Origin of the sequence: Bacillus sp. GMs2/2 (assembly GCF_050172095.1) — a bacterium.
Taxonomy (GTDB): Bacteria; Bacillota; Bacilli; order Bacillales; family Bacillaceae_G; genus Bacillus_A; species Bacillus_A cereus.
The window spans coordinates 1-20,064 of record NZ_JBNLYE010000027.1 but is presented as its reverse complement, the minus strand read 5'-3'; the positions used below and the strand labels follow the sequence as shown (position 1 = coordinate 20,064).

Genomic DNA, 20,064 nt, shown 5'->3' with positions numbered 1-20,064 from the left:
TGATACTATGGAAAGTAGTGAAGTAGTAAGAGAAAAGGAACATCCTTTTGCGAAAAAAAGATGGATAATAGCAGTTACTTTAGTTGTATTAACAATCCTAGGTCTCTTTTACGGTCTTTTCGCAGGAAGTTTATCCTTTTCTGTACGAGATATTCTAACGGGTATACAAGATGAAGGTTCGACAGTTCATCGAATTGTATGGGATCTTCGCATACCGAGAGTGCTCATTGGGTTTATAGTAGGAACATGTTTAGCTGCATCTGGTACACTGCTACAAGGAGTTATGAGAAACCCTCTTGCAGATCCTGGTATTATCGGAGTTTCATCTGGGGCAGGCCTTGTAGCAATTGTCATCATGATTTTATTCCCACAGCATCTAGCTTTTTTACCACTAGGGGCGTTTTTAGGAGCTTTCATAACAGCGATGGTTATTTATGCTTTATCATGGCAAAAAGGGGCACCACCTTCAAGAATCATCTTAGTAGGGGTGTCGATCAATGCATTAATTGGTGCAGCAACGTCAGCATTAATGTTATTACATAGTGACAAAGTACAATCGGTGTTACCGTGGCTAGCGGGTGGTATTGGTGGTGTAAGTTGGGCACATTTAAATATGATTATTTATTATGCAATATTCGCCATTATATTAGCTTTCTTTGGTATTAAGCATATTCGAGTGTTAATGCTTGGAGATGAAATGGCAAAGTTATTAGGACATAACGTGGAAAAAAGTCGGTTTTATTTAATCGTAGTAAGTACATTATTAGCTGGAATTGCAGTAAGTGTGTCTGGTCTTATTGGATTTGTCGGTCTTGTCGTACCACATATGCTACGTTTATTAGTTGGAAATGATTATAGATATTTGCTACCTTTATCATGCCTTGGCGGCGGGGTATTACTTGTTTTTGCGGATGCAATAGCTCGAAGTTGGTTTGACCCAATCGAATTGCCTGTTGGTATTTTACTGTCCTTCTTAGGTGGTCCGTTCTTCTTATATTTAATTCATAGAGGAGGAAAACAAAGTGATTTCCGTTAACAAAGTGTTTTACGCACACTCTGAAAGATTTCAAATGCAAAATATGAATGTACATATTAAGGCTGGAGAAATCGTTAGTTTAATTGGTCCGAATGGATCGGGAAAATCTACTTTGCTTCGTTTAATAGCAAGGCTACTGAAACAAAGCGAAGGGGACATCATTTTAGATGGGAAAAATATTCATATGATGAAGAGTGCTGATGTAGCGAAGCAATTAGCAATGTTACCACAAATGCATGATCATCAATTAGATTTAACAGTGAAAGAACTAATTGAGTTCGGAAGAGGTCCACATAAATCATGGAGTAGCCACTTAAATAAAGAAGATGAAGAAATTGTTGATTGGGCATTGTCTGTTACAAATCTTGAAGGGTATGAATATCGTCTTTTACATTCTTTATCAGGAGGGGAACGGCAACGTGCTTGGATTGCGATGACGCTAGCGCAACGTACAAATGTCTTATTATTGGATGAACCAACAACCTTTTTAGATATCGTTCACCAGTTGGAAGTAATGGAACTTGTGAAACGATTAAATGAGGAGTTTGGAATGACAATTATAATGGTTTTACATGACATTAACCAAGCTGCTCAATATAGCGATCGTTTACTTGTATTAAAGCGAGGAAAAATTCAGTATGATGGTATACCAGAAGAAGTACTATGCCATGAAATGTTTCAACATGTATTTGGCATAGATGTAGATATTTTTCAGGGAAGTGACAAGCCTTTTTTTACACCGAAACGAATTTCTAAAAGGGGAGAAGAGCGATGCAAACAGAAGAGCGTATTACCATTGAATTAGTAAGAGAATTTGTTATGGCAGCTCACGGGGATTTAGAGAAAGTACAAGAGCTATTGGTTGAATCACCAAGCTTACTTCACGCCTCTTATAATTGGGGTGGATCAGATTGGGAAAGTGCGTTAGGCGCATCGGCACATGTAGGTCGTAAAGATATTGCTCTTTATTTACTAGAAAAGGGTGCTCGGATGGATATTTTTGCAGCAGCTATGCTTGGTGAATTAGAAGTTGTACAAGCTATTTTAGTAGCTCAACCAGAAGCATTGCGCGCATCTGGTCCTCATGGTATTTCTCTTCTTCAACATGCACGAATGGGTGGAGAGAAATCTAAGCGTGTATATGATTATTTAGCAATACTATCTTAATGAACGAAGGAAGTTCTTATGTGCGGTAAACTTTTCACTTGAAACAATTGGAAAGTTTACCGCCCGTTAGAACGGGATAAGTATCTAGTATATTTGAAAATCCTACACCCCCCTCAATTGTAGTTTTCTTTATGCTAGTTATGATATGGATGCAGTGGACAATATTTGTCTACTGCTTTTTTTGTTTCTATAAGATTGAATATTCTGTGTTATGTGGTTGATTCATTTATAATAAATGGTAACACTTATTGTGCATACAAAATATGATTGTGAAATTAAGAAGAAATTAGTAGAAAGGAGTGAAGGAATGTTTCATACAGACCGTTTACAAATTCGTAAATATACAATGGATGATTTACAGTTCTACGCTTCACTATGGGGAAACGAAAAAGTAATGCGCTATATTGGAAATGGGAATTTAAAAACATATATGCAATGTAAAAAAAGTTTGGAAGAGTGGGTAATTCCTAGCTATAAAAACGGCCTCGGTTTATTTGTATTAATTGAAAAGGAAACGGGGATACGGATTGGTCATGCAGGATTAGTAAAGCAGCAGATAGATGGAAAAGAGGAAATTGAAATTGGTTATTGGTTATTACCTCAGTATTGGGGAAAAGGCTATGCGAGAGAAGCAGCGGCAGCATTTCGAGACTATGGCTTCCAAGCGTTACGAATGAATAAATTGATTTCTCTTATTAATCCGGACCACCCCGCCTCAATCTTTGTTGCTAGAAAAACGGGGCTTAGTTATGAGAAAACAACTTCATTTCATGGGATGGATGTTCTCGTTTATTCCATTAGGCGCGTTGGATGAAAAAAGGTTAATTGCATTTTTTGAAGAATGGTATATAAAAATAAAGGAGGGATTACATGTACATTTATCATAATGGACTTATTATTCGTGAGGGGACGAATGGTGTACCTGCATATGCAATTAAGACTTTATTCGAAGATGCCGGTTGGAGCAATGATAATATCCCTTCTTGGCAAATTGAAAAATTCACGATAGCATTTGAAAATTCAACATGGGCATTCACAATTTGGGATGAAGAAGAGATGATTGCCATGGTTAGAGTCATTTCTGATGGAATCATGGTCGCGAACATAGTAAATTTAGTTGTGAAATGTGAATATAGAGGGAAGGGATTAGGTAAGAAACTTGTCGCTCTTTGTTTGCAAAAGCTACCACATGGTGACTGGTTTGCACATACTTCTGCGAACAATTTTGATTTTTATAGAAGCTGTGGATTTGAAGTTAGAGAGCTATGGAGAAATGGAACATGTGCGTATTATGGATATCAAGTCGCGAAAAGAGATGGTCACCGATAAATGAATGAAAAGTAAAAGTTTAGCGAGGTAATTTTGAGGATTTGATAATAGAGAATGGATTGAGGATCGTTTTATGATAAAATAAAAGAAAATTCTGTTTATTATTAGGGGGATAAAAATGAGTATAAAAGTTGGGGATGTATTTAAATATGAAAGAAGATTTACTGAGGAAGAGGTGTTTGAATTTGCAAATATTACCGGAGATAAAGGTAGACACCATGTGGAATATGATGAAAATGGAAGATTAATGGTCCATGGTTTATTGACTGCTAGCATTGGAACGAAAGTAGGCGAAGAATTACATTACATAGCAAGAGAATTAGTAAGTGAGTTTATTAGACCAGTTTTCACAGGAGATACAATCACTTGTGAATTAACTTTAACAAATGTTGAGCAAATGGAAGGTTATAAAAAAGTTTCAATCGAGTCAGTTTATCGCAATCAACACGAAAAGACTGTACTAGTGGGGACAAGTTATGGAATTATAAGGGGATAAAAAAGAAGCCTGTTTAGCAGGCTTCTTTTTTATTATTTAGTAAACACGTTTTCGATTTTCTGCATAACTAGAGATGAGTAATAATGCAGTTTCTTCTCCTATATTACGAACAATATGAGGAACGCATGCATTCCATGAGAAAGAATCACCTTCTTCTACAATTGCAATATCTTCACCGTGCTGAACTTCTAGTTTTCCGCGTAATACAAGGTGACATTCTTCCCCTTCATGGGCATTTGGTGAGTTTTCTTTCGGGAATCCAGTAGGGATTTCTACTAAAGATAGGCGAAGGCCCCCTTGCTCCGCAACATGTTCAATTCTTTGCTCATCTTTGCCGTATACACTGTATTTCCGTTCTTCTTTTTTGACAATTTTTAATCGATCTTTTTGCTCTAACAATAAATAGGGAAGGGGAACGTTTAAAAAATTGGAGATCGTTTCTAAAGTTGAGATAGATGGTGATGTTTTATTATTTTCAACCTGACTCATAAATCCTTTAGAAAGACCTGTTCCCTCACAAATTTGTGCGATTGTTATGCCCCTACGTTGACGAATTTCACGTATTGCAGAACCAATATTCATAAAATCAAGCTCCTTTTTGTAAACAACTATTTGTATCATAGCAAAAAAAATATATTTTTTCCCAGTGAAAATGAATTGACGAATAAAAAAAATTAGTGTATGTTTTGTAATGTAAATAAAAGTTTTGTATAAGAAAACTATAAAGGAGAGAAAGAAATGAATCAACATATTGGTAACTTAATTATTCGTATCGTGTTAGGGGTAACATTCTTCATGCACGGTTTAACAAAATTCCAATCAGGAATTGACAATATTGCAGGGTGGTTTACAAGCATTGGTTTACCAGGAGGACTTGCATACGGTGTAGCAACATTTGAATTAGTTGGAGGCCTATTATTAATTCTAGGTTTAGGTGTAAGATATATTGGATTATTATTTGCACTTGTTATGGTTGGAGCAATCGTAAAAGTGAAATGGTCAGCTGGTTTATTGGGAGATGGAAAAAATCCTGGTTTCGAATTAGAACTTGCATTATTAGCAATGGGTGCATACTTATTTGTTGCAAAAGCTGATGGTTTTGTAGATAATTTCTTAAAAGAAAAAATGTCAAAGAAGAACTAATTTAAATGGGGGGCTAACAAGATGAGTTTTCAACTTCATCCCGATACAACACTGGATGTTGTTCATTTATACGTATCTAATGTAAAGAAATCACTAGAGTTTTATACGGAAGTACTAAGTATGAAGGTGCTAAAAGAAGAAAAAGCAGTCGTTACATTTGGGAATGAAAATGATGAACCACTTCTTATCATTGAAGAAAAGAAAGAAGCTTTTCCGAAGCAAAGAGGAAGAACAGGGTTATATCATTACGCAATTTTATTACCAAGTAGGCAGGATTTAGCGAATGTTCTTCGTCATCTTGTAGAAATGGTATATCCACTACATGGCGGGGCCGATCATTACTTTAGTGAAGCTCTTTATTTAGCTGATCCAGATGGAAACGGGATTGAAATTTATCATGATCGACAAAAAGAAGTTTGGCGTGATGAGAATGGAGAGCTCCCATTTGTTAGTAACCCGTTAGCTGGTGAAGAATTATTGCAGCAAGGAAGTACATGGAGTGGATTTCCAGCTGGTACTGTGATGGGGCATATTCATTTCCATGTAGCTGATTTAGAGGAAGCGAAACGTTTCTATGTTGATGGTCTTGGTTTTGAAGTAACAATCCCAGCTCGTAATGGAGCGTTGTTCGTATCAGCAGGTGGCTATCATCACCATATCGGTTTAAATACATGGCAAGGTGAAGGGGTACCACCGCAAATGCCAGGTTCTGTTGGTTTGAAATATTTCACAATTGTATTAGCGGATGAAAAACAAAAAGAGCAAGTATGTGAAAGCTTAAAAAATATTGGTAAGATTGCTACGTACAAAGATGGAATATTACAAGTCGAGGATCCATTTGGACATTGTATCCATTTCCAAATAAAAGGAGAAGCCTAAAAAGGCTTCTCTTTTTTATTTTCTTATAATTGCATTTTCGTTTTGTAAAAATAGTTCATCAAATTGTTTTGCAAGCTCAAAATCTAGTTTCGTTAAACCTTTTGCATTCCAAGATGACAAAGTAATAATAACTGCTTTATACTGGATAAGGATAAATGGATGGTGATTATGTTCTTCTGATAGTTTGGCGGCTTCAGAGACAAATTCGACTCCTTTTAAGTAGTCGGAAAACATATATTTTCGTTCAATCCATTTCTCATCTTTTACCATCCATTTATCTACCTTCAATAATTCCTCGTGAACTTCTTCTTCAGTTAATCTTAGCATCATTTTTCACATCCTTTATTGGAAGTAACGCAAGACCATTGTTAATAAGGCGTGTTACAGCTTCGTCAGTTGTGAAAGTAGAAAGTTGATGTAGTAATGCTGCAGATGTTTCATGCCCTTTGTTATGCTCTAAAAGTAACTCTAATACTTCAAGGCGCAGCAACCATTCTTTCGCATAAAATTTATTTAATACTTCTTGGATTGCTACTAATTGATCGATATGCGCGTCGTGTAAAATCCCCTCACTTCGAATATCTCGAACTGTTTGATACATACGTTCAAGTTCATTCAGCACAAGTGGAGCAGGAATTTCTTGAATTTCTTCATCCATTGGGAAAAATGCTGCAGCATCTGCGGCACCTGGGAATACTGAAGTGATTTGTGAGCCAACAGCCATATCAAATGCGCCCCATGAAGCATCAAATAAAACGCGGGCGTTATAAGTAACTGTGCAATCGATAAAGGAAATAAGAGCAATTTTCTTATCATTTTTCACAATATCTGTTACTGTTCCTTTTACATGAATACCACTTGCAAAAGTAAACTCAGCGATAGTTCCAATTGTAATTCCTAATGATTGTAGTTGTTCGTCTGTACAATTTTCTAATGCAATATTTTCAGTAAGTAATCCAATCGGTGTTCCAAATCCGTCATTGTGTACAGAAGTAGAATGATTCGCTAACTGTTTATTATGAAGCGCTAATGCCGTTGGCGAATTTGTTCGCATGTAAATTAATTCACCTGCATCGTTTTCAATTGTCTCGCTAAATGTACCTGTAATTTGTAATCCACTATTTAGCTCAGCTGTTGCATAGTTCTCAGAGCGAATTGCTTTTTCTAATCCTTCTTTACCACCAGTTTTAAAGGCCATCGTTTCAGAGAATTTCTCAAGTGCTTCTGTTAATTCTTCAAATGATTCGCAAACAAATAGTTGTGGTTGCATTTTTGTTACGTCATAAGTTGTACTTGTACATGCCTCTATAGAGAATGGAACCTTTTCTACAGCGTCTGTTAAGCAATGTTTGCTTTCGCCAACAGAAGAAAGGAGACCAGCACCATATATCTTTGGATCATCTATATTTCCGATCAATCCATATTCTACTGTCCACCAGAAAAGACGTGAAATTTGTTCAGCTTCCGATAAACCAGAAACTAAGTTTTGTTTTTCAATTACAGCATTTTCAGCAGCCTTAACTTCATCAGGAGTAGAAGTAGGGCTTTCTTTTACTATCGTTAATGTACGAACAGCTTCAAATGCATCATGTTCTTCTTTTGTAGAGAAAGCTTTTGCACCAATTTGCCCAAAACGTTTCACATATTTTGCATATGTAGGATCAAGTAAAATCGGTGCGTGTCCTGCGGCTTCATGTACGATATCTGGAGCTGGTGTGTACTCGATATTTTCTACTTTCCGGATATCTGTTGCAATCGGTAGTAATCCGTGTCCTTGAAAATCGAAGAATGCTACGCCAGGAATAAGTCCGTCAATTGTTACAGCGCCCCAGCCGCTTGGTGCCAAACACTCATTCATTTCTTCTACTTTTGGAATTGCATCTATATTAATACCAGATGATTGTAGTCCGTTCACATAGGCTGGATGAGCAACGTCTTTTAAGAAGCTATGATTTTGTCTCATAATATAACGCCACACAGCGTGATTCACCGGTGTGTATTGATCATAATGTTGTGTGGATACAAATGGTTTTAAATGCGATGGAATTTCTGTTTTCTTTGTCATTTAGACATCCTCCTTTTTTTCAATAAAAATGAATACCGATTTCGTATAGCTTGTATCACCCCCTTTCATTTTTTGTAAGCGCTTATAAAATTTTATCATAAGATTCGGAATTATTTAACATATGTTTCTGTGATAAATAGAAAAAGCCCCTATCGGAAAATCCGATAGGGGCGAAAGAATCGCGGTACCACCCTATTTGTAAGTGAAAATATACTTACATCTCAATTAATGATAACGGAAAAATTCCGTCTTTTCCTTCATGCATAAAAGCACTACGAAAAAGAAGCTCCAGAATTGTAATTCATACTTATATATGTGCTAATTTCCACCGACCATTAGCTCTCTGTAACAGGGATATAAGATACTACTGCGATTCTTTCAACGCGTATATATGAAATTGTGTAAGAGGATGGATGCAAAAAAGTCCCTATCGGAAAATCCGATAGGGACGATAAAAATCGCGGTACCACCCTATTTGTAAACAACTAATTGTTTACCACTCACTTTACGATAACGGAAAGATCCGTCTTTCTCTTCATGCATAAAAAGCATTACGGGAAAGAAGCTCCAGAATTGTAATTCACGCTTGTATATGTACTGATTCGCACCAACCATCAGTTCTCTGGGACAGTGATATAAGTCGCTACTAGCATTCCTTCAAAGCCGATATATAATTCGTTCAACTAAACTATGTTTTGTATTATAAAACTATATTTAAAAAATTGTCAACAAAAATTTTTTATCCCGTGTTAATGAGCAGTAAAATTCCTACCTCAAAATTCGGTGGGAGAATAACTGCCCGTAACCCCCGATTGGTGAAGGCTAATAATCAGTGGGGATGAACAAAATCTCTACTGATTAAGGCTTCACTTTATTTCACTTCTAAATTAACAGTTAAATTAGAGGTATTGCCAGCTGCATCAGTTGCTACAATGTGAATAGTATTTTTTTCTTCGTGTAATTGAGTGCGATCGAAATAAATGTCATAGCTTTTCTCCCAAGGGTTCAGGAATGCCTGTTCCCATACACCATTTCCGTTAATTTCATATTGCATTCTCACTGGAATACCAGGTGCTATCCAACCAGATTCTGACATCCAATCTAGTAGAATATCATCAACTTTTCCTCTAATTACGAGATTTTCTTGGTCAACTTCGTGTGTTAACTTAGGTGCAGTTCGATCAAGAAATACAGCAGCTGTTTGTTTTGTTTCTCCACCAGAATTAGAAGCAACTGCTTCGATTTGATATAGCCCGTCAGCTAAAGGAGTGCCATCTGCTTTTGTACCATTCCATTTGAAAGGTTTGTATCCAGGAGTTGCATTTTTAGCTTGATGGATAATCCCTTGATACGTTACACGTTCTTTCGTAACTAAATTTGCATGTAATGTTACATCATCCACAGGCGCAACTAAATAGTAGTTGATGAGATTATCATCTAGTACGTGGTCGCCATTTGGGCTAAAAGTAGAATTAATAATTTCAAGTCCATCGATACGTTTATAATCTTTAGGATCGATACTAAATGTGAATGGAATTCGAATTTCTTCTTTTGCCCCTTGTTCTTTTACATATACATTTCCAGTATACACACCTTGTGGTAGTGAGCTATCTACCGTGATAGTAAATGGTTTTTCGGTACTACTATTCGGTTGTATGCTAATCGATGAAGGGACAGAAGCTTTTACTTTTGTTTTTGTGTTGGCATCTAGTAATTCCACACGAGTTGAAAAACTTTTCTTTTTACTAGAAAGGTTTTGTAATGTAACATTTTGCGTCAGTTTTACTTTTCCGCTATTTGGCTTAATAAGACCAAAGCTGACATTGTTAGGTTTTACTAATACATTTGTTTGAGCTGCTTTCGGAATGTTAATTAAACCAGATCCTTGTGCCATAACAGGGTATGTATTTTCATTGACATCATGTAATGTTTTTGCATTGTTAGCAAGAGCCGCTTTCAATTGTTCTGTCGTCCAATCCGGATGCATTTGACGCAAGAGGGCAACCGCTCCAGCTACTTGTGGAGCAGCCATACTTGTTCCGTTATGCGATTCATAGCCGCCTCGCGGTACTGTACTAGTAATTTGTACTCCAGGTGCAACAACATCAGGCTTTATTAGCCAACTTCCTTGTGATGGTCCTCTTGAACTAAAGTTACCGATAAGTTCTGTTTGCTTTGGTTGTCCAATTTTTATATTTTTCTTTCGTTTTGTGATTAAAGTTTTTAATTCTTCCCCATTTGTATTTGATAATTGCATTACTGGGATAGCCAGATGTTCACGTGAAAAATATTCCGGCATCATATTAATTTCTTTTTCGTTAGAGATTAATAACACACCAAGTGCCCCAGCTTGCTTCGCTTGTTCTGCTTTTACTAATGTACTAGAAGTACCTTGTAAAATAAGTGCGAATTTCCCTTTCACATCTTGTTTTGCATAATCACTTGGATTGCCATAACCAACATATACAAGAGGGGAATCATTTCCTATTAGAAAATCGGATGTTGATAACGGTAACCCTTGATATGTTTTGCTGGAACCAGCTACTTGGAATGTTGGAAACGGGATAGAAACCGTAGATGCTCCAACAGAAATGACACTACTTGCGTTACCGGGAGCATCAACAGACCAAGGTTTTGGTCCGTCATTTCCATTTGAAACGACAGTAGTAACACCAAGTTTCGCTGCTCGTTCTAACGTTAATGTTACAGGCTGATCAGGTACATTTAAATCTTGCCCAAGGGAGAGGTTTAACACATCCGCACCATCTTGAATCGCTCGCTCAATCCCTTGGATAATATCATCTGTTGTACCAGTTCCACCGTCATTCATTACACGATAGGCTAGAATAGAAGCGTTTGGAGCAACGCCTTTAATTTTTCCATTACCCGCAATAATTCCAGCTACATGAGTACCATGTACGTTACCATCCATTGGATCGCTATCTTCATCAACCGTGTCATATCCACCGATATAATTTGCCTTTAAGTCAGGGTGTGTATAGTCTACGCCAGAGTCGATAATGGCTACTTTCATGCCTTTTCCATCAAGCGGTTTGCCAGATGGATCTTTTAAATTCCACGCTTCAGGTGCACCAATTGTCGGTCCACCGATATTTGGTGCTTCTTCGTTAGTAGTACTTTTTGATGTTTCATGCAATTTATATGTTAAGTTCGGATAGACTGCTTTTACTTCAGGTAAAGAGGCAAGAGAGGTAATTTGATCTCCAGGAACTGAAATAGAGAATCCGGAAAATAACGTATTATACACTTCTTTAATTTTTGCACCAGGTGCTTTTTCTTTTATTTTCTTAGTCGTATCTTCTTGTGCTTTTTTTAGCTCAGCATGATAAGACTGAGCATTACTATTTTGTAAATCTGGAGCATGCTGAATATTACTTTGAGCAGCGAGAGGTGCATGTTGCAATTCTACAATTACTGATATTTCTTTTGTTGTTTTCGTTTCAACATTTTGAGCAATTTTATGTTCTCCCCACTGTTCAATCGTTGTTTTTAATTGTGGACTAAATTGCTTCTCCTTTTGTAGTGATTCAGCATGAGCGCTTAAAGCTCCAAAACTAGAAAAGACAAGCGCCATGCTTAATAGTGTAGATGTAGTTTTTTTCATTGATACTCCCCCCTAATAAAAAGTTCCAATATTCAGAAATAAAATCTTACATTTTAGTTATAACTTATAAATATAAATGTTGGCTAAACTATACTTTCGACATAATTCATACCAATCCTCTATGAATTGAAAATTTCTTGGGAAATTTTTTCTGATTATGTCGAATCGATATTTTTCACATATTGTAGGAAGAAAGTGAGGAATGCTATGAGGGAAATGGAGTGATGGTATGAAAAGGCTAATAGTAAGTGGTAGTGTAGTGTTGTTTATGTTTTTGTGTTCTATCACTATTACTAGCGCAGAAAATAATAGTGTGAAAGTTGCTTTTATTCGTCATCATAACCTTTGGATTAAAGTTGAGGGGAAAGAAAAACAACTTACAAAAGGAGAGAACATAACAGGGCCAAAGTGGTCACATGATGGAGAATGGCTGGCATATGTAAAAGGGAAGAAACAAAATATTCTTGAGTTATATCGGCTGAAAGATGGAAAGAAAGTTACGCCGTTTCACTCAGAAGCATCGAATTATCAATGGTCACCAACAGAAAATATAATTGCATTTATATTTACAGGTACATTAAATACATTTGATGTAGAAAAAAAGAATGCAGATTTTGAAAATGTATCGGCTGGTGTAGGGGATTATGAATGGTACCCCGATGGAAAGAACTTTCTTGTATCCTCTGAAGCGCACTTACTTCCAACAGGATGGACAGGGGCTCAGCTATATGAAGTGCAAAAAGATGCACATATGAATCCTCACAAAATGAAGCATTTGTATGCATTGCCAAATGAACATGATGATTTCCTAGCGCTAGTAGCAAGTGGCTTTAAGTGGTCACCAGATCAAAAGTGGATTTCATTTTTAGCAGTACCGACAGCTTCATGGTCAGCTGATAGTAATACGCTTTGCTTAGTTCGTGCAGATGGCAGTCGGTTTGAAAAAGTAGATCAAATGTTACTAAACGCACAATGGTTTCAATGGGCACCATCAAAAAATATATTAGCTTATATTGAAGGGAGCGGAAGAGTTGCATTAGAAAATAAGCATTTAAAAGTAAAGGAATTGCCAGCACTTCAGCAGAACATATTTACGCCGAAAGGATATGTTGATTGGGATTTTGTATGGAAGAACGATAGAGTAATTATCGTTTCACGAGCAAAGGAGGCAGGGATAGAAACTCCACCAGAAAAAAGGCCACTACCATCTTTGTATGAGGTCGATAGTACAAGTAATGCACAGCATCAAATCACAAAGAAAAAGAACAGGCAAGGGGATTACCACCCGATCTTCATGAAGAAGAGTAATCAATTAATTTGGATACGTTCAGACCGTAAGAAAGCGGATGTATGGCTTGCTCATAAAGATGGGAAACAGGAAAAGAAGTGGATTGAAAATATAGATGTACCAGCGTGGTATTATGAGAAATGGAATTGGGAAAATGTCATCTCGGTGAAATAACAATAAAAAACTGCCTAAAAGATCATTTTAGGCAGTTTTTTATTGTTATTTATGCGTTTTATTTGGCTTTTTTTTCGCTGGGTTTCCGTTCCCTTGGCGCTTTCTATTTTGTTCATCTTTTGCTTGTTTTTCATGTAGTGTATCTAAAAATTCATTCGAGTTACTCATTTTTCTATCGCTCCTTTCATTTCGTCCTAATTACTATAACCATTTAGGAGGATAATCATGAGTTAGAAGTTAGGCACTTAATTTTCTTCGATAATGTAAGTAAAATATTCCATACATAACAAATAGCATGAGTAAAACTTGTAACTCTACATTTTCCTTTAAAATAGCTGCGATAGGGTCTGGTAAGTACGGTGATTTATCGTTTGTGCTTAAACCTAACCATTTATTTAAGAGGTTAATGGTACAAAACATAAAAACACCGGACCAGCTTGCCGTAATTGCTTTTTGTTTAATTTTTGTTTCACGTTCATCATCTGTAATCCAGGGATTAGCAGTTTGATCACTACTAAAGAAGCCGTTTATATATCCCCATACAATCATTCCAATAAAGACAATTATCCATTTCATATATGTAATTCTCCTTTCGGTGTAAAAAGTATTTTACATGTAATATTGTAATATTTTACAAAGATTGGTGTCAAATGTTTTTTACATATCGGTTTTTATACAGCAGGAATAAAGAATGCAATAGGGAAGAAATATGTGTGAGGATTTTATAGTAAGAGGAGGCTGAATATGAAAATCGTTTTTGTTCGGCATGGTGAAGGTGAACATACAACGGATTTACCAGAAATTCGTTTTAACTAGATCAGATTTTTTGAAAGAAACGGGCATATATGAAATGGATTTATCCCATAAAATTCTGATTGATAAGGGCTGATTATAGGATGGGGGTTGTATGTTGAATATTGCATTAGTAGTTGGTTTTAATTCGGATTTAGAGGCGCAATCAATCCGAGCATCTCTTGAATATTTTGGTGCAAGGGTTGTGACATATTGGATTGGTAGACCGAAAGATTTTGTGGAAGTTCTTTCTGGAAAGAACTTATTTAACAATATTAATTATATTATTTTTTGCTTTCATGGTGAAGAAGGGAAGTTTGTCATGGAAGAGTTAGGCGAAGAAGTATATGAACAAGATGAACCGAGAGGGTATTTTGGTACAGAAGAAATTTATAAATATGCAAAATTGCATAATACACATATTGTAAATAGCGGGTGTACGTTAGGGGAGCAAAATCTAGCAAAATCTTTTTTACATAGTGGTGCGAAATCATATATTGGATCGATTGATTATGTAGATGGAAATGCAGCACTTATGTTTACTATACGCTTATTTTATGGGGTTATTAACCATGGGAAAACGTTAGAAGAAGCGTTTCAAGAAGCGAGTTTAATTGATGAGGAGACACATACATTTCGATTCTATAATTAGTGTGAAACACGTTTATTCTATATTCGAATAAACGTGTTTCACATTTAACTCACATTTTTTTTACATTTTTTTCAATGAAAATGGTTATCACTTGTGGTATGATATGTTCAAGTTTTTACAGGTAATAAAAGTTACTATATAAACGTTAGTTTTTAATGTTTCATACGCATGTCACAGATTATTCATAATTAACGTTTGAAAAATAAGTAACTAATGTTATTATATTATCTGTAACTAACTTAATTACAACTTTAGGAGGAAGATATGGTTATTCAATTTTTAAGAGAAAACAAAGCAGTTTCTTTTGCATTAGCAGTAATTCGAGTATATCTTGGTTACACATGGTTAATGGCTGGAATCGGTAAACTACAAGGAAAAGGATTCGATGCAACAGGTTATTTGCAAGGGGCAATTGAAAAATCTAAAGGTGCACAACCGGCTGTTCAATCTTGGTGGGCATCATTCTTACAAGAATTTGCAATTCCAAATGTAGATTTGTTTAATACACTTGTAACATGGGGAGAAATTTTAGTCGGAATTGGTTTAATTGTAGGCTGTTTAACAAAAACAGCGGTCTTTTTTTGTCTTGTAATGAACTTTTCCTATATGTTTAGTGGGTCAATTGGTGTGAACCCTGAGATGGTTATCTTATCTATGTTTGTTCTTGTTTCCGGTATGAACGCTGGGAAATTTGGAATGGATGGCTTCGTTATCCCGAAAGTATTAGGATCAAAAACTCCAAAACGCCAAAAGCAAGCTGCTTAATATATGAAAACGGGTATCTCATTTTGAGATACCCGTTTATGTTATTTTTCAACTTTAATCGGATTGTTCTTAAAGAAATCTTTTACATACCCGACAAATTCTTGTGGTTCTTGGCGAAATGGTGCATGATAACCTTTTTCAATAATATGTAAAGTGCTATTTTTTAAGAATTGATGATACGTTTCTCCTTCTTTCCAGGAAACGCTACTATCATTTCTGCCCCATATAATTAAAGTTGGCTGTTTTATTTCATTTGCATTAATTTTAAGACGTCTAGGCCATAATTTCATTTTATTATAATGCTCTTCATCATTACGTTTGAATTTCACTTTGCTTTCATCATAATCTGTAATAGAAGAAACGGCATTTAAATCAGTCGACAATTGTGGTTTTGGTGAGCCTTGTTTATTAACGAATGTATGAGGGCCACCTGTAGCATCAGTTAAAATAAGGTGAGTAACTGCTTCAGGATATAAATATGTTAAATTTAGAGAAATTTCTCCCCCCATGGAATGCCCCAGTATTGCGAATGAATCATACCCTAGTTTTTTCATTAATTTATAATACAAATTTGCATGAGTTGGAAAAGAATAATAAAAATCCATTGGCTTAGATGAGCGCCCGAATCCTAAAGCATCTACAGAAATAATTGTATGATCTTTTGCTAAATCGGAGTAAATCTTTTGAAAACCATCTGATGACCCTCCAAAGCCATGAATCATAAGTAAAGGTGGTTTTTCATTACCAATCTTTTTAAAGTAAATGGTTTGACCATCTATTTCTACCATTTTTTCCTCGGTAGCTAGTTTCGCTGTAATTGTATTTTTAACTTGTTTTACTTGTTCTACTGGCTTTTCTGCTGCACTACATCCTACTAATAGTGTAAGAGTAAGACAACCTACCATAAAATAGCTAAATCGCTTCAATTAGGTGTCTCCTTTCTAACATAACGCTGTATCTATCATAGCAAATAGCATATTACGATTTCCAGGAAGTTGGCTACCATTTTTTATCATAAGAGGTGAAAGGAGCGTTTCTTGGAAATTTTCTGTTTGAAGAAATTGACGAAATGTAAATTGTGAGTGTGGAACATCAATTCGTACTATACCATTCCAACATTCACATATCTTTTTTAATAATTGGATAGCATCTTCTTCTTGCTTGGCGATAAGTGGATTGATACATAATATATTGCCCTTTTGTATGCATAATGAAAAAGCTTCTATACAGTTATTTCTTTCAATTTTAAAAGAGTGTACGGCCCTTGGTAATAGCAAAGAGTAAAGTAGAGAACGATTCATACCAGTTGCAATTTGATCCAGAGAAGTAACAGATATAAGGTCTTCTTCTTGTACTTGTTGTAAGTGAGAAGGGTACGTCTTAATAGTTTGCTTTTCAAAACGATGAATCGTTGTTGCTGTTTGAAATCCGCATGATGTGTATAGAGGTTCGCCAGCTTTTGTCGCAATAAGTGCAATGGGTTGTTTTGGATGAATTTGTTCCAAGCAATGATTTAGCAACATGCGCCCTATTCCGCGTCCTTGAAAATTAGGGTGAACGATTAACATACCAATGGAAGCGAAGTTACTTGTAAAGGGAAATACTCCTCCAGTCGCAATGAGTTTGTTTTCATGAATGTAACCTACAAGTGTGCCGATAGAAAGATACATTTCGAATTGTTTTTTCATAAAAATTTCATCGTGTAACCATCCAACAGATTTGCAAAGATCAAGTAATTCAAAAATAAAAGATTCATTTAGCTTTACTATTTTCATAAAGGCTCACCGCATTTCTATTTATTTTCATAAACATAGAGTCAAAATGTAAAAAAAGAGATTTACGTTAAATGAAATCCAACTTGTTTATATTTAAATTGTAAAGGGCGGAATGATTGATACAAAAAGACAAACTTATACAAATTATAACTGATATTTACATAAGTTAACAAAAAATTTACATACAGCTAATTTTCTCTTAATAGTCTTCCATTAAATTTGATAGTGGGAAATGAATAACCTAATTAGGGGGACAAGACAGTGAAAAAGTTTGTGAAAAAAGCATGGCCATTTGCAGTTGTGGCATCATTAGCAGTTACTTCGGTAGCAACATGGAATTTTACTCGTTCTAGTGAGGTTAATGCAGATGAGAACGGAAGCAATGCAAAGATTAAAAATGTTATCGTATTAATTGGGGATGGTATGGGCCCTTCATATATGACGGCTCACCGTTATATGAAAGATAATCCAAAAACCTTTGAAATGGAATCTACAGAATTTGATAAGCATCTTGTAGGAACACAAAAAACATACCCAGAAGATGAACATGAAAATATTACAGACTCTGCATCGGCAGCAACAGCTATGTCAGCAGGAATTAAAACATATAATGCTGCAATTGCAGTTGATAATGATAAAGCGGAAGTGAAAACAGTTCTTGAGCAAGCGAAAGAAAAAGGGAAATCAACGGGACTCGTTGCAACTTCTGAAATTACACATGCAACACCAGCTGCTTTCGGTGCGCATGACATTAGCCGTAAAAATATGGACGCAATTGCAAATGATTATTTTGATGAGAAAATTAAAGGGAAGCATAAGGTAGATGTTATGCTTGGCGGCGGCGTAAAGAACTTTGTTAGAAAAGATCGTAATCTTACAGAAGAGTTTAAGAAATCTGGTTATAGCTATGTAACGGATCGAGATCAATTGTTAAATGATAAAAATGATCAAATTCTTGGTTTATTTGCACCAGGTGGATTAGATAAAATGATTGACCGCAATGAGAAAACACCTTCATTAGAAGAAATGACTAATGCAGCAATTGAGCGTTTGAACAAAAATAAAAATGGTTTCTTCTTAATGGTGGAAGGAAGTCAAATCGACTGGTCTGGACATGATAATGATATTGTTGGTGCAATGAGTGAAATGGAAGACTTCGAAAAAGCTTTCAAAGCAGCGATTGAGTTTGCGAAAAAAGATAAAAATACGTTAGTTGTTGCAACGGCAGATCACGCTACGGGTGGCTTATCTTTAGGTGCCAATGGCGAGTATAACTTTAAAGTAGATCCAATTAAAGCTGCAAAACGCACACCAGACTTTATGGCAAATGAGATTGCAAAAGGTGCAAATGTAGAAGAAACATTGAAAAAGTATATTGATTTACAATTAACTCCAGAAGAAATTCAAGCTGTAAATGATATAGCTCCGTCAAAAGATGTAACAAAGATTGATAATGCAATTGAAGATATTTTCAATAAGCGCTCGGTTACAGGCTGGACAACAGGTGGACATACAGGGGAAGATGTGAACGTGTATGCATTTGGTCCAGGTAAATACTTGTTCTCTGGCGTTCAAGAGAATACAAATATAGCGAAACGTGTCTTTGATATTGTTGGCGGTGGTGATCCGAATAAAGGAAGACGCTAATTAAGAGCGAAAGTGAGGCGAACTGCCTCGCTTTTCTTTTTAGGAGTTGGAAATATGAAAAAAATATTTGCGAAATTAAGATTCCTTCTAGCATTTGTAGTATTACTAGTTGGATGTCAACAAGAAGAGAATAATGTAGCACAAAAATCTACTACTAAAAAAACTGAGGAAAAGGTACAAATAACAAAAGAAGAAGAGAAATCTATTCAAGATGTTATTCATACATTTGTGCGAACGACCAATGAAAAAAATCTTGCAGAACATATGGAGTTATTTTCAAAGAAGATGCCTAGTGCTGAGGACTTAAAAACACAAAAAGAAGCCGCATTTCAAAAGGGAAATAAGAAAATTGAATTGGAACATATAGATATGAAAGTTAGTAAAGTAGGGTATGTTATTGTTGAAACGAAAGAAAAGGAAGTAGACGACAGTATTACTCTTCAAAAGAAAGTACAGTATGCCCTTGGAAAAGAAGAGGGTAAATGGAAGATTGAAGAGGTTCGAACAATAGAGAAAAAATAACGTGAAACTTTAATAAGTGTGGAGTCGTACTTCCAAAAAATGATATAAAAAAGGTTCTCATTGGCGAGAACCTTTTTTTATAGTGGTAGCATAATTTGATTTGAACATGCCTCAATATCATCAATATCTTGACGAATTGTGGCCATTTTATTATCCAGATCTTCAGCTTTCATTGCTGCATCATGTAGTTCATCTTTTAAATACTCCGGTATTTTTCCTTCATATTTATAATAAAGTTTGTGTTCTAAACTTGCCCAAAAGTCCATTGCCAGTGTACGTAACTGAATTTCTGCAAATACATCTTTTGTACCAGAATTTAGTGACAAAGGGTATTTAATGATCATGTGTAAACTTTTATATCCGTTTCGTTTTGGGTTAGCGATATAATCTTTTACTTCTATGACTTCCATATCTTCGCGTTTTTGAATGACTTCTTTCAAATGATAGATATCTTCTACGAAGCAACATGTAATACGAATACCAATAATATCTTGTAAATGTGTTTGAGCATTTTCAACTGTTGGTAATAAGCTTTTGCGCTCTAGTTTTTTAATAATACTTTCAGGTTGTTTTAGTCTTGTTTTTATATGTTCAAACGGGTTGTAATCCTCTAGAAATTGAGCTTCCCGGTTCATAATTTCAAATTTAGTTTTTAACTCTTCTAAAGCAAATGTATATGGTAATACAAAAGCTTTCCAGTAGTTAACTG

The 20,064-nt window shown here is 35.6% G+C and carries 22 protein-coding genes and 2 other annotated features; of the genes, 13 read left to right on the top strand and 9 right to left on the bottom strand.

Annotated elements, in window-relative coordinates; all coding sequences use genetic code 11:
- The first annotated feature begins 7 nt into the window (after positions 1 to 7).
- The 6 genes from ACQGS6_RS06850 to ACQGS6_RS06825 all read left to right on the top strand — a co-directional run bounded on the left by ACQGS6_RS06850 (position 8) and on the right by ACQGS6_RS06825 (position 4,028).
- Entirely contained in the window at positions 8 to 1,036 is a 1,029-nt protein-coding gene (locus ACQGS6_RS06850) for a FecCD family ABC transporter permease (protein WP_000445961.1), read from the top strand.
- Positions 1,023 to 1,841, top strand: coding sequence for an ABC transporter ATP-binding protein (locus tag ACQGS6_RS06845; RefSeq protein ID WP_000626525.1), 819 nt, complete (start codon positions 1,023 to 1,025; stop codon positions 1,839 to 1,841). Before ACQGS6_RS06850 ends, ACQGS6_RS06845 begins: the two co-directional genes overlap by 14 nt.
- A complete protein-coding gene (locus ACQGS6_RS06840) occupies positions 1,808 to 2,203 on the top strand; it encodes an ankyrin repeat domain-containing protein (RefSeq protein ID WP_001192763.1) in 396 nt (131 codons plus the stop codon). Before ACQGS6_RS06845 ends, ACQGS6_RS06840 begins: the two co-directional genes overlap by 34 nt.
- Positions 2,204 to 2,438: 235 nt before the next feature.
- Positions 2,439 to 3,017, top strand: coding sequence for a GNAT family N-acetyltransferase (locus tag ACQGS6_RS06835; RefSeq protein WP_000258037.1), 579 nt, complete (start codon positions 2,439 to 2,441; stop codon positions 3,015 to 3,017).
- Positions 3,018 to 3,073: 56 nt separating this feature from the next.
- Complete coding sequence (locus ACQGS6_RS06830; protein ID WP_426964973.1) at positions 3,074 to 3,532, top strand: GNAT family N-acetyltransferase; 459 nt, start codon at positions 3,074 to 3,076, stop codon at positions 3,530 to 3,532.
- Between the two features lie 118 nt (positions 3,533 to 3,650).
- Positions 3,651 to 4,028, top strand: coding sequence for a MaoC/PaaZ C-terminal domain-containing protein (locus ACQGS6_RS06825; RefSeq protein ID WP_000025015.1), 378 nt, complete (start codon positions 3,651 to 3,653; stop codon positions 4,026 to 4,028).
- Between the two features lie 36 nt (positions 4,029 to 4,064).
- On the opposite strand, the gene ACQGS6_RS06820 is transcribed toward ACQGS6_RS06825, so the two are convergent.
- The gene (locus tag ACQGS6_RS06820) at positions 4,065 to 4,610 is read right to left on the bottom strand and encodes a helix-turn-helix domain-containing protein (protein WP_001020693.1); all 546 of its coding nucleotides are present in this window, start codon (positions 4,608 to 4,610) and stop codon (positions 4,065 to 4,067) included.
- Between the two features lie 156 nt (positions 4,611 to 4,766).
- Here ACQGS6_RS06820 and ACQGS6_RS06815 point away from each other — a divergent pair, with 156 nt between their 5' ends.
- Together ACQGS6_RS06815 and ACQGS6_RS06810 are read left to right on the top strand one after the other, a co-directional pair.
- Positions 4,767 to 5,171 carry a DoxX family protein gene (locus ACQGS6_RS06815; protein WP_001071553.1) on the top strand — a complete coding sequence of 135 codons (405 nt, stop codon included), beginning with the start codon at positions 4,767 to 4,769 and terminating at the stop codon, positions 5,169 to 5,171.
- Positions 5,172 to 5,192: 21 nt separating this feature from the next.
- Complete coding sequence (locus tag ACQGS6_RS06810) at positions 5,193 to 6,050, top strand: VOC family protein (RefSeq protein WP_000009844.1); 858 nt, start codon at positions 5,193 to 5,195, stop codon at positions 6,048 to 6,050.
- A gap of 15 nt (positions 6,051 to 6,065) precedes the next feature.
- On the opposite strand, the gene ACQGS6_RS06805 is transcribed toward ACQGS6_RS06810, so the two are convergent.
- The 3 genes from ACQGS6_RS06805 to ACQGS6_RS06795 form a co-directional block, all read right to left on the bottom strand.
- Entirely contained in the window at positions 6,066 to 6,380 is a 315-nt protein-coding gene (locus ACQGS6_RS06805; RefSeq protein WP_000979538.1) for a 4a-hydroxytetrahydrobiopterin dehydratase, read from the bottom strand.
- Positions 6,361 to 8,115, bottom strand: a complete 1,755-nt coding sequence (locus ACQGS6_RS06800) for an aromatic amino acid hydroxylase (RefSeq protein ID WP_000163199.1) — start codon at positions 8,113 to 8,115, stop codon at positions 6,361 to 6,363. The genes ACQGS6_RS06805 and ACQGS6_RS06800 overlap by 20 nt, the downstream gene beginning before the upstream one ends.
- A gap of 163 nt (positions 8,116 to 8,278) precedes the next feature.
- Positions 8,279 to 8,506, bottom strand: a binding site (T-box leader).
- Positions 8,507 to 8,556: 50 nt separating this feature from the next.
- Positions 8,557 to 8,785 (bottom strand) — a binding site (T-box leader).
- Positions 8,786 to 8,986: 201 nt separating this feature from the next.
- Positions 8,987 to 11,740, bottom strand: a complete 2,754-nt coding sequence (locus tag ACQGS6_RS06795; protein WP_074625111.1) for a S8 family peptidase — start codon at positions 11,738 to 11,740, stop codon at positions 8,987 to 8,989.
- A 229-nt stretch (positions 11,741 to 11,969) separates the two neighbouring features.
- On the opposite strand from ACQGS6_RS06795, the gene ACQGS6_RS06790 reads away from it, so the two are divergent.
- On the top strand, positions 11,970 to 13,202 hold the full coding sequence (locus ACQGS6_RS06790) for a TolB family protein (protein WP_000825727.1): 1,233 nt from the start codon (positions 11,970 to 11,972) through the stop codon (positions 13,200 to 13,202).
- A 45-nt stretch (positions 13,203 to 13,247) separates the two neighbouring features.
- On the opposite strand, the gene ACQGS6_RS06785 is transcribed toward ACQGS6_RS06790, so the two are convergent.
- Entirely contained in the window at positions 13,248 to 13,370 is a 123-nt protein-coding gene (locus tag ACQGS6_RS06785; protein ID WP_000071866.1) for a DUF4023 domain-containing protein, read from the bottom strand.
- Between the two features lie 69 nt (positions 13,371 to 13,439).
- Entirely contained in the window at positions 13,440 to 13,778 is a 339-nt protein-coding gene (locus tag ACQGS6_RS06780) for a hypothetical protein (protein WP_000871152.1), read from the bottom strand.
- A 331-nt stretch (positions 13,779 to 14,109) separates the two neighbouring features.
- On the opposite strand from ACQGS6_RS06780, the gene ACQGS6_RS06775 reads away from it, so the two are divergent.
- The gene (locus ACQGS6_RS06775) at positions 14,110 to 14,646 is read left to right on the top strand and encodes a hypothetical protein (protein ID WP_000931929.1); all 537 of its coding nucleotides are present in this window, start codon (positions 14,110 to 14,112) and stop codon (positions 14,644 to 14,646) included.
- Between the two features lie 264 nt (positions 14,647 to 14,910).
- Entirely contained in the window at positions 14,911 to 15,411 is a 501-nt protein-coding gene (locus ACQGS6_RS06770) for a DoxX family protein (protein ID WP_426964972.1), read from the top strand.
- Between the two features lie 41 nt (positions 15,412 to 15,452).
- Here ACQGS6_RS06770 and ACQGS6_RS06765 read toward each other — a convergent pair whose 3' ends face one another.
- Complete coding sequence (locus ACQGS6_RS06765) at positions 15,453 to 16,337, bottom strand: alpha/beta fold hydrolase (RefSeq protein ID WP_000819810.1); 885 nt, start codon at positions 16,335 to 16,337, stop codon at positions 15,453 to 15,455.
- Positions 16,338 to 16,352: 15 nt separating this feature from the next.
- On the bottom strand, positions 16,353 to 17,186 hold the full coding sequence (locus tag ACQGS6_RS06760) for a GNAT family N-acetyltransferase (protein WP_000706684.1): 834 nt from the start codon (positions 17,184 to 17,186) through the stop codon (positions 16,353 to 16,355).
- 261 nt (positions 17,187 to 17,447) lie between these two features.
- On the opposite strand from ACQGS6_RS06760, the gene ACQGS6_RS06755 reads away from it, so the two are divergent.
- Positions 17,448 to 18,833, top strand: a complete 1,386-nt coding sequence (locus tag ACQGS6_RS06755) for an alkaline phosphatase (RefSeq protein WP_426964971.1) — start codon at positions 17,448 to 17,450, stop codon at positions 18,831 to 18,833.
- 54 nt (positions 18,834 to 18,887) lie between these two features.
- Complete coding sequence (locus ACQGS6_RS06750; RefSeq protein WP_000717906.1) at positions 18,888 to 19,355, top strand: hypothetical protein; 468 nt, start codon at positions 18,888 to 18,890, stop codon at positions 19,353 to 19,355.
- A gap of 77 nt (positions 19,356 to 19,432) precedes the next feature.
- Here the strand turns inward: ACQGS6_RS06750 and ACQGS6_RS06745 are convergent.
- Positions 19,433 to 20,064, bottom strand: a 632-nt coding sequence (locus ACQGS6_RS06745; protein ID WP_426964970.1) for a GTP pyrophosphokinase, incomplete at its 5' end; no start/stop codon positions are given.

Bases quoted from the DNA above. Each gene is read 5' to 3' on its own strand.
- ACQGS6_RS06800 (WP_000163199.1), bottom strand. From the start codon at position 8,115: ATGACAAAGAAAACAGAAATTCCATCGCATTTAAAACCATTTGTATCC.
- ACQGS6_RS06780 (WP_000871152.1), bottom strand. From the start codon at position 13,778: ATGAAATGGATAATTGTCTTTATTGGAATGATTGTATGGGGATATATA.
- ACQGS6_RS06775 (WP_000931929.1), top strand. From the start codon at position 14,110: ATGTTGAATATTGCATTAGTAGTTGGTTTTAATTCGGATTTAGAGGCG.
- ACQGS6_RS06840 (WP_001192763.1), top strand. From the start codon at position 1,808: ATGCAAACAGAAGAGCGTATTACCATTGAATTAGTAAGAGAATTTGTT.
- ACQGS6_RS06795 (WP_074625111.1), bottom strand. From the start codon at position 11,740: ATGAAAAAAACTACATCTACACTATTAAGCATGGCGCTTGTCTTTTCT.
- ACQGS6_RS06750 (WP_000717906.1), top strand. From the start codon at position 18,888: ATGAAAAAAATATTTGCGAAATTAAGATTCCTTCTAGCATTTGTAGTA.
- ACQGS6_RS06785 (WP_000071866.1), bottom strand. From the start codon at position 13,370: ATGAGTAACTCGAATGAATTTTTAGATACACTACATGAAAAACAAGCA.
- ACQGS6_RS06815 (WP_001071553.1), top strand. From the start codon at position 4,767: ATGAATCAACATATTGGTAACTTAATTATTCGTATCGTGTTAGGGGTA.
- ACQGS6_RS06770 (WP_426964972.1), top strand. From the start codon at position 14,911: ATGGTTATTCAATTTTTAAGAGAAAACAAAGCAGTTTCTTTTGCATTA.
- ACQGS6_RS06830 (WP_426964973.1), top strand. From the start codon at position 3,074: ATGTACATTTATCATAATGGACTTATTATTCGTGAGGGGACGAATGGT.
- ACQGS6_RS06790 (WP_000825727.1), top strand. From the start codon at position 11,970: ATGAAAAGGCTAATAGTAAGTGGTAGTGTAGTGTTGTTTATGTTTTTG.
- ACQGS6_RS06760 (WP_000706684.1), bottom strand. From the start codon at position 17,186: ATGAAAATAGTAAAGCTAAATGAATCTTTTATTTTTGAATTACTTGAT.
- ACQGS6_RS06835 (WP_000258037.1), top strand. From the start codon at position 2,439: ATGGTAACACTTATTGTGCATACAAAATATGATTGTGAAATTAAGAAG.
- ACQGS6_RS06805 (WP_000979538.1), bottom strand. From the start codon at position 6,380: ATGATGCTAAGATTAACTGAAGAAGAAGTTCACGAGGAATTATTGAAG.
- ACQGS6_RS06810 (WP_000009844.1), top strand. From the start codon at position 5,193: ATGAGTTTTCAACTTCATCCCGATACAACACTGGATGTTGTTCATTTA.
- ACQGS6_RS06825 (WP_000025015.1), top strand. From the start codon at position 3,651: ATGAGTATAAAAGTTGGGGATGTATTTAAATATGAAAGAAGATTTACT.
- ACQGS6_RS06850 (WP_000445961.1), top strand. From the start codon at position 8: ATGGAAAGTAGTGAAGTAGTAAGAGAAAAGGAACATCCTTTTGCGAAA.
- ACQGS6_RS06820 (WP_001020693.1), bottom strand. From the start codon at position 4,610: ATGAATATTGGTTCTGCAATACGTGAAATTCGTCAACGTAGGGGCATA.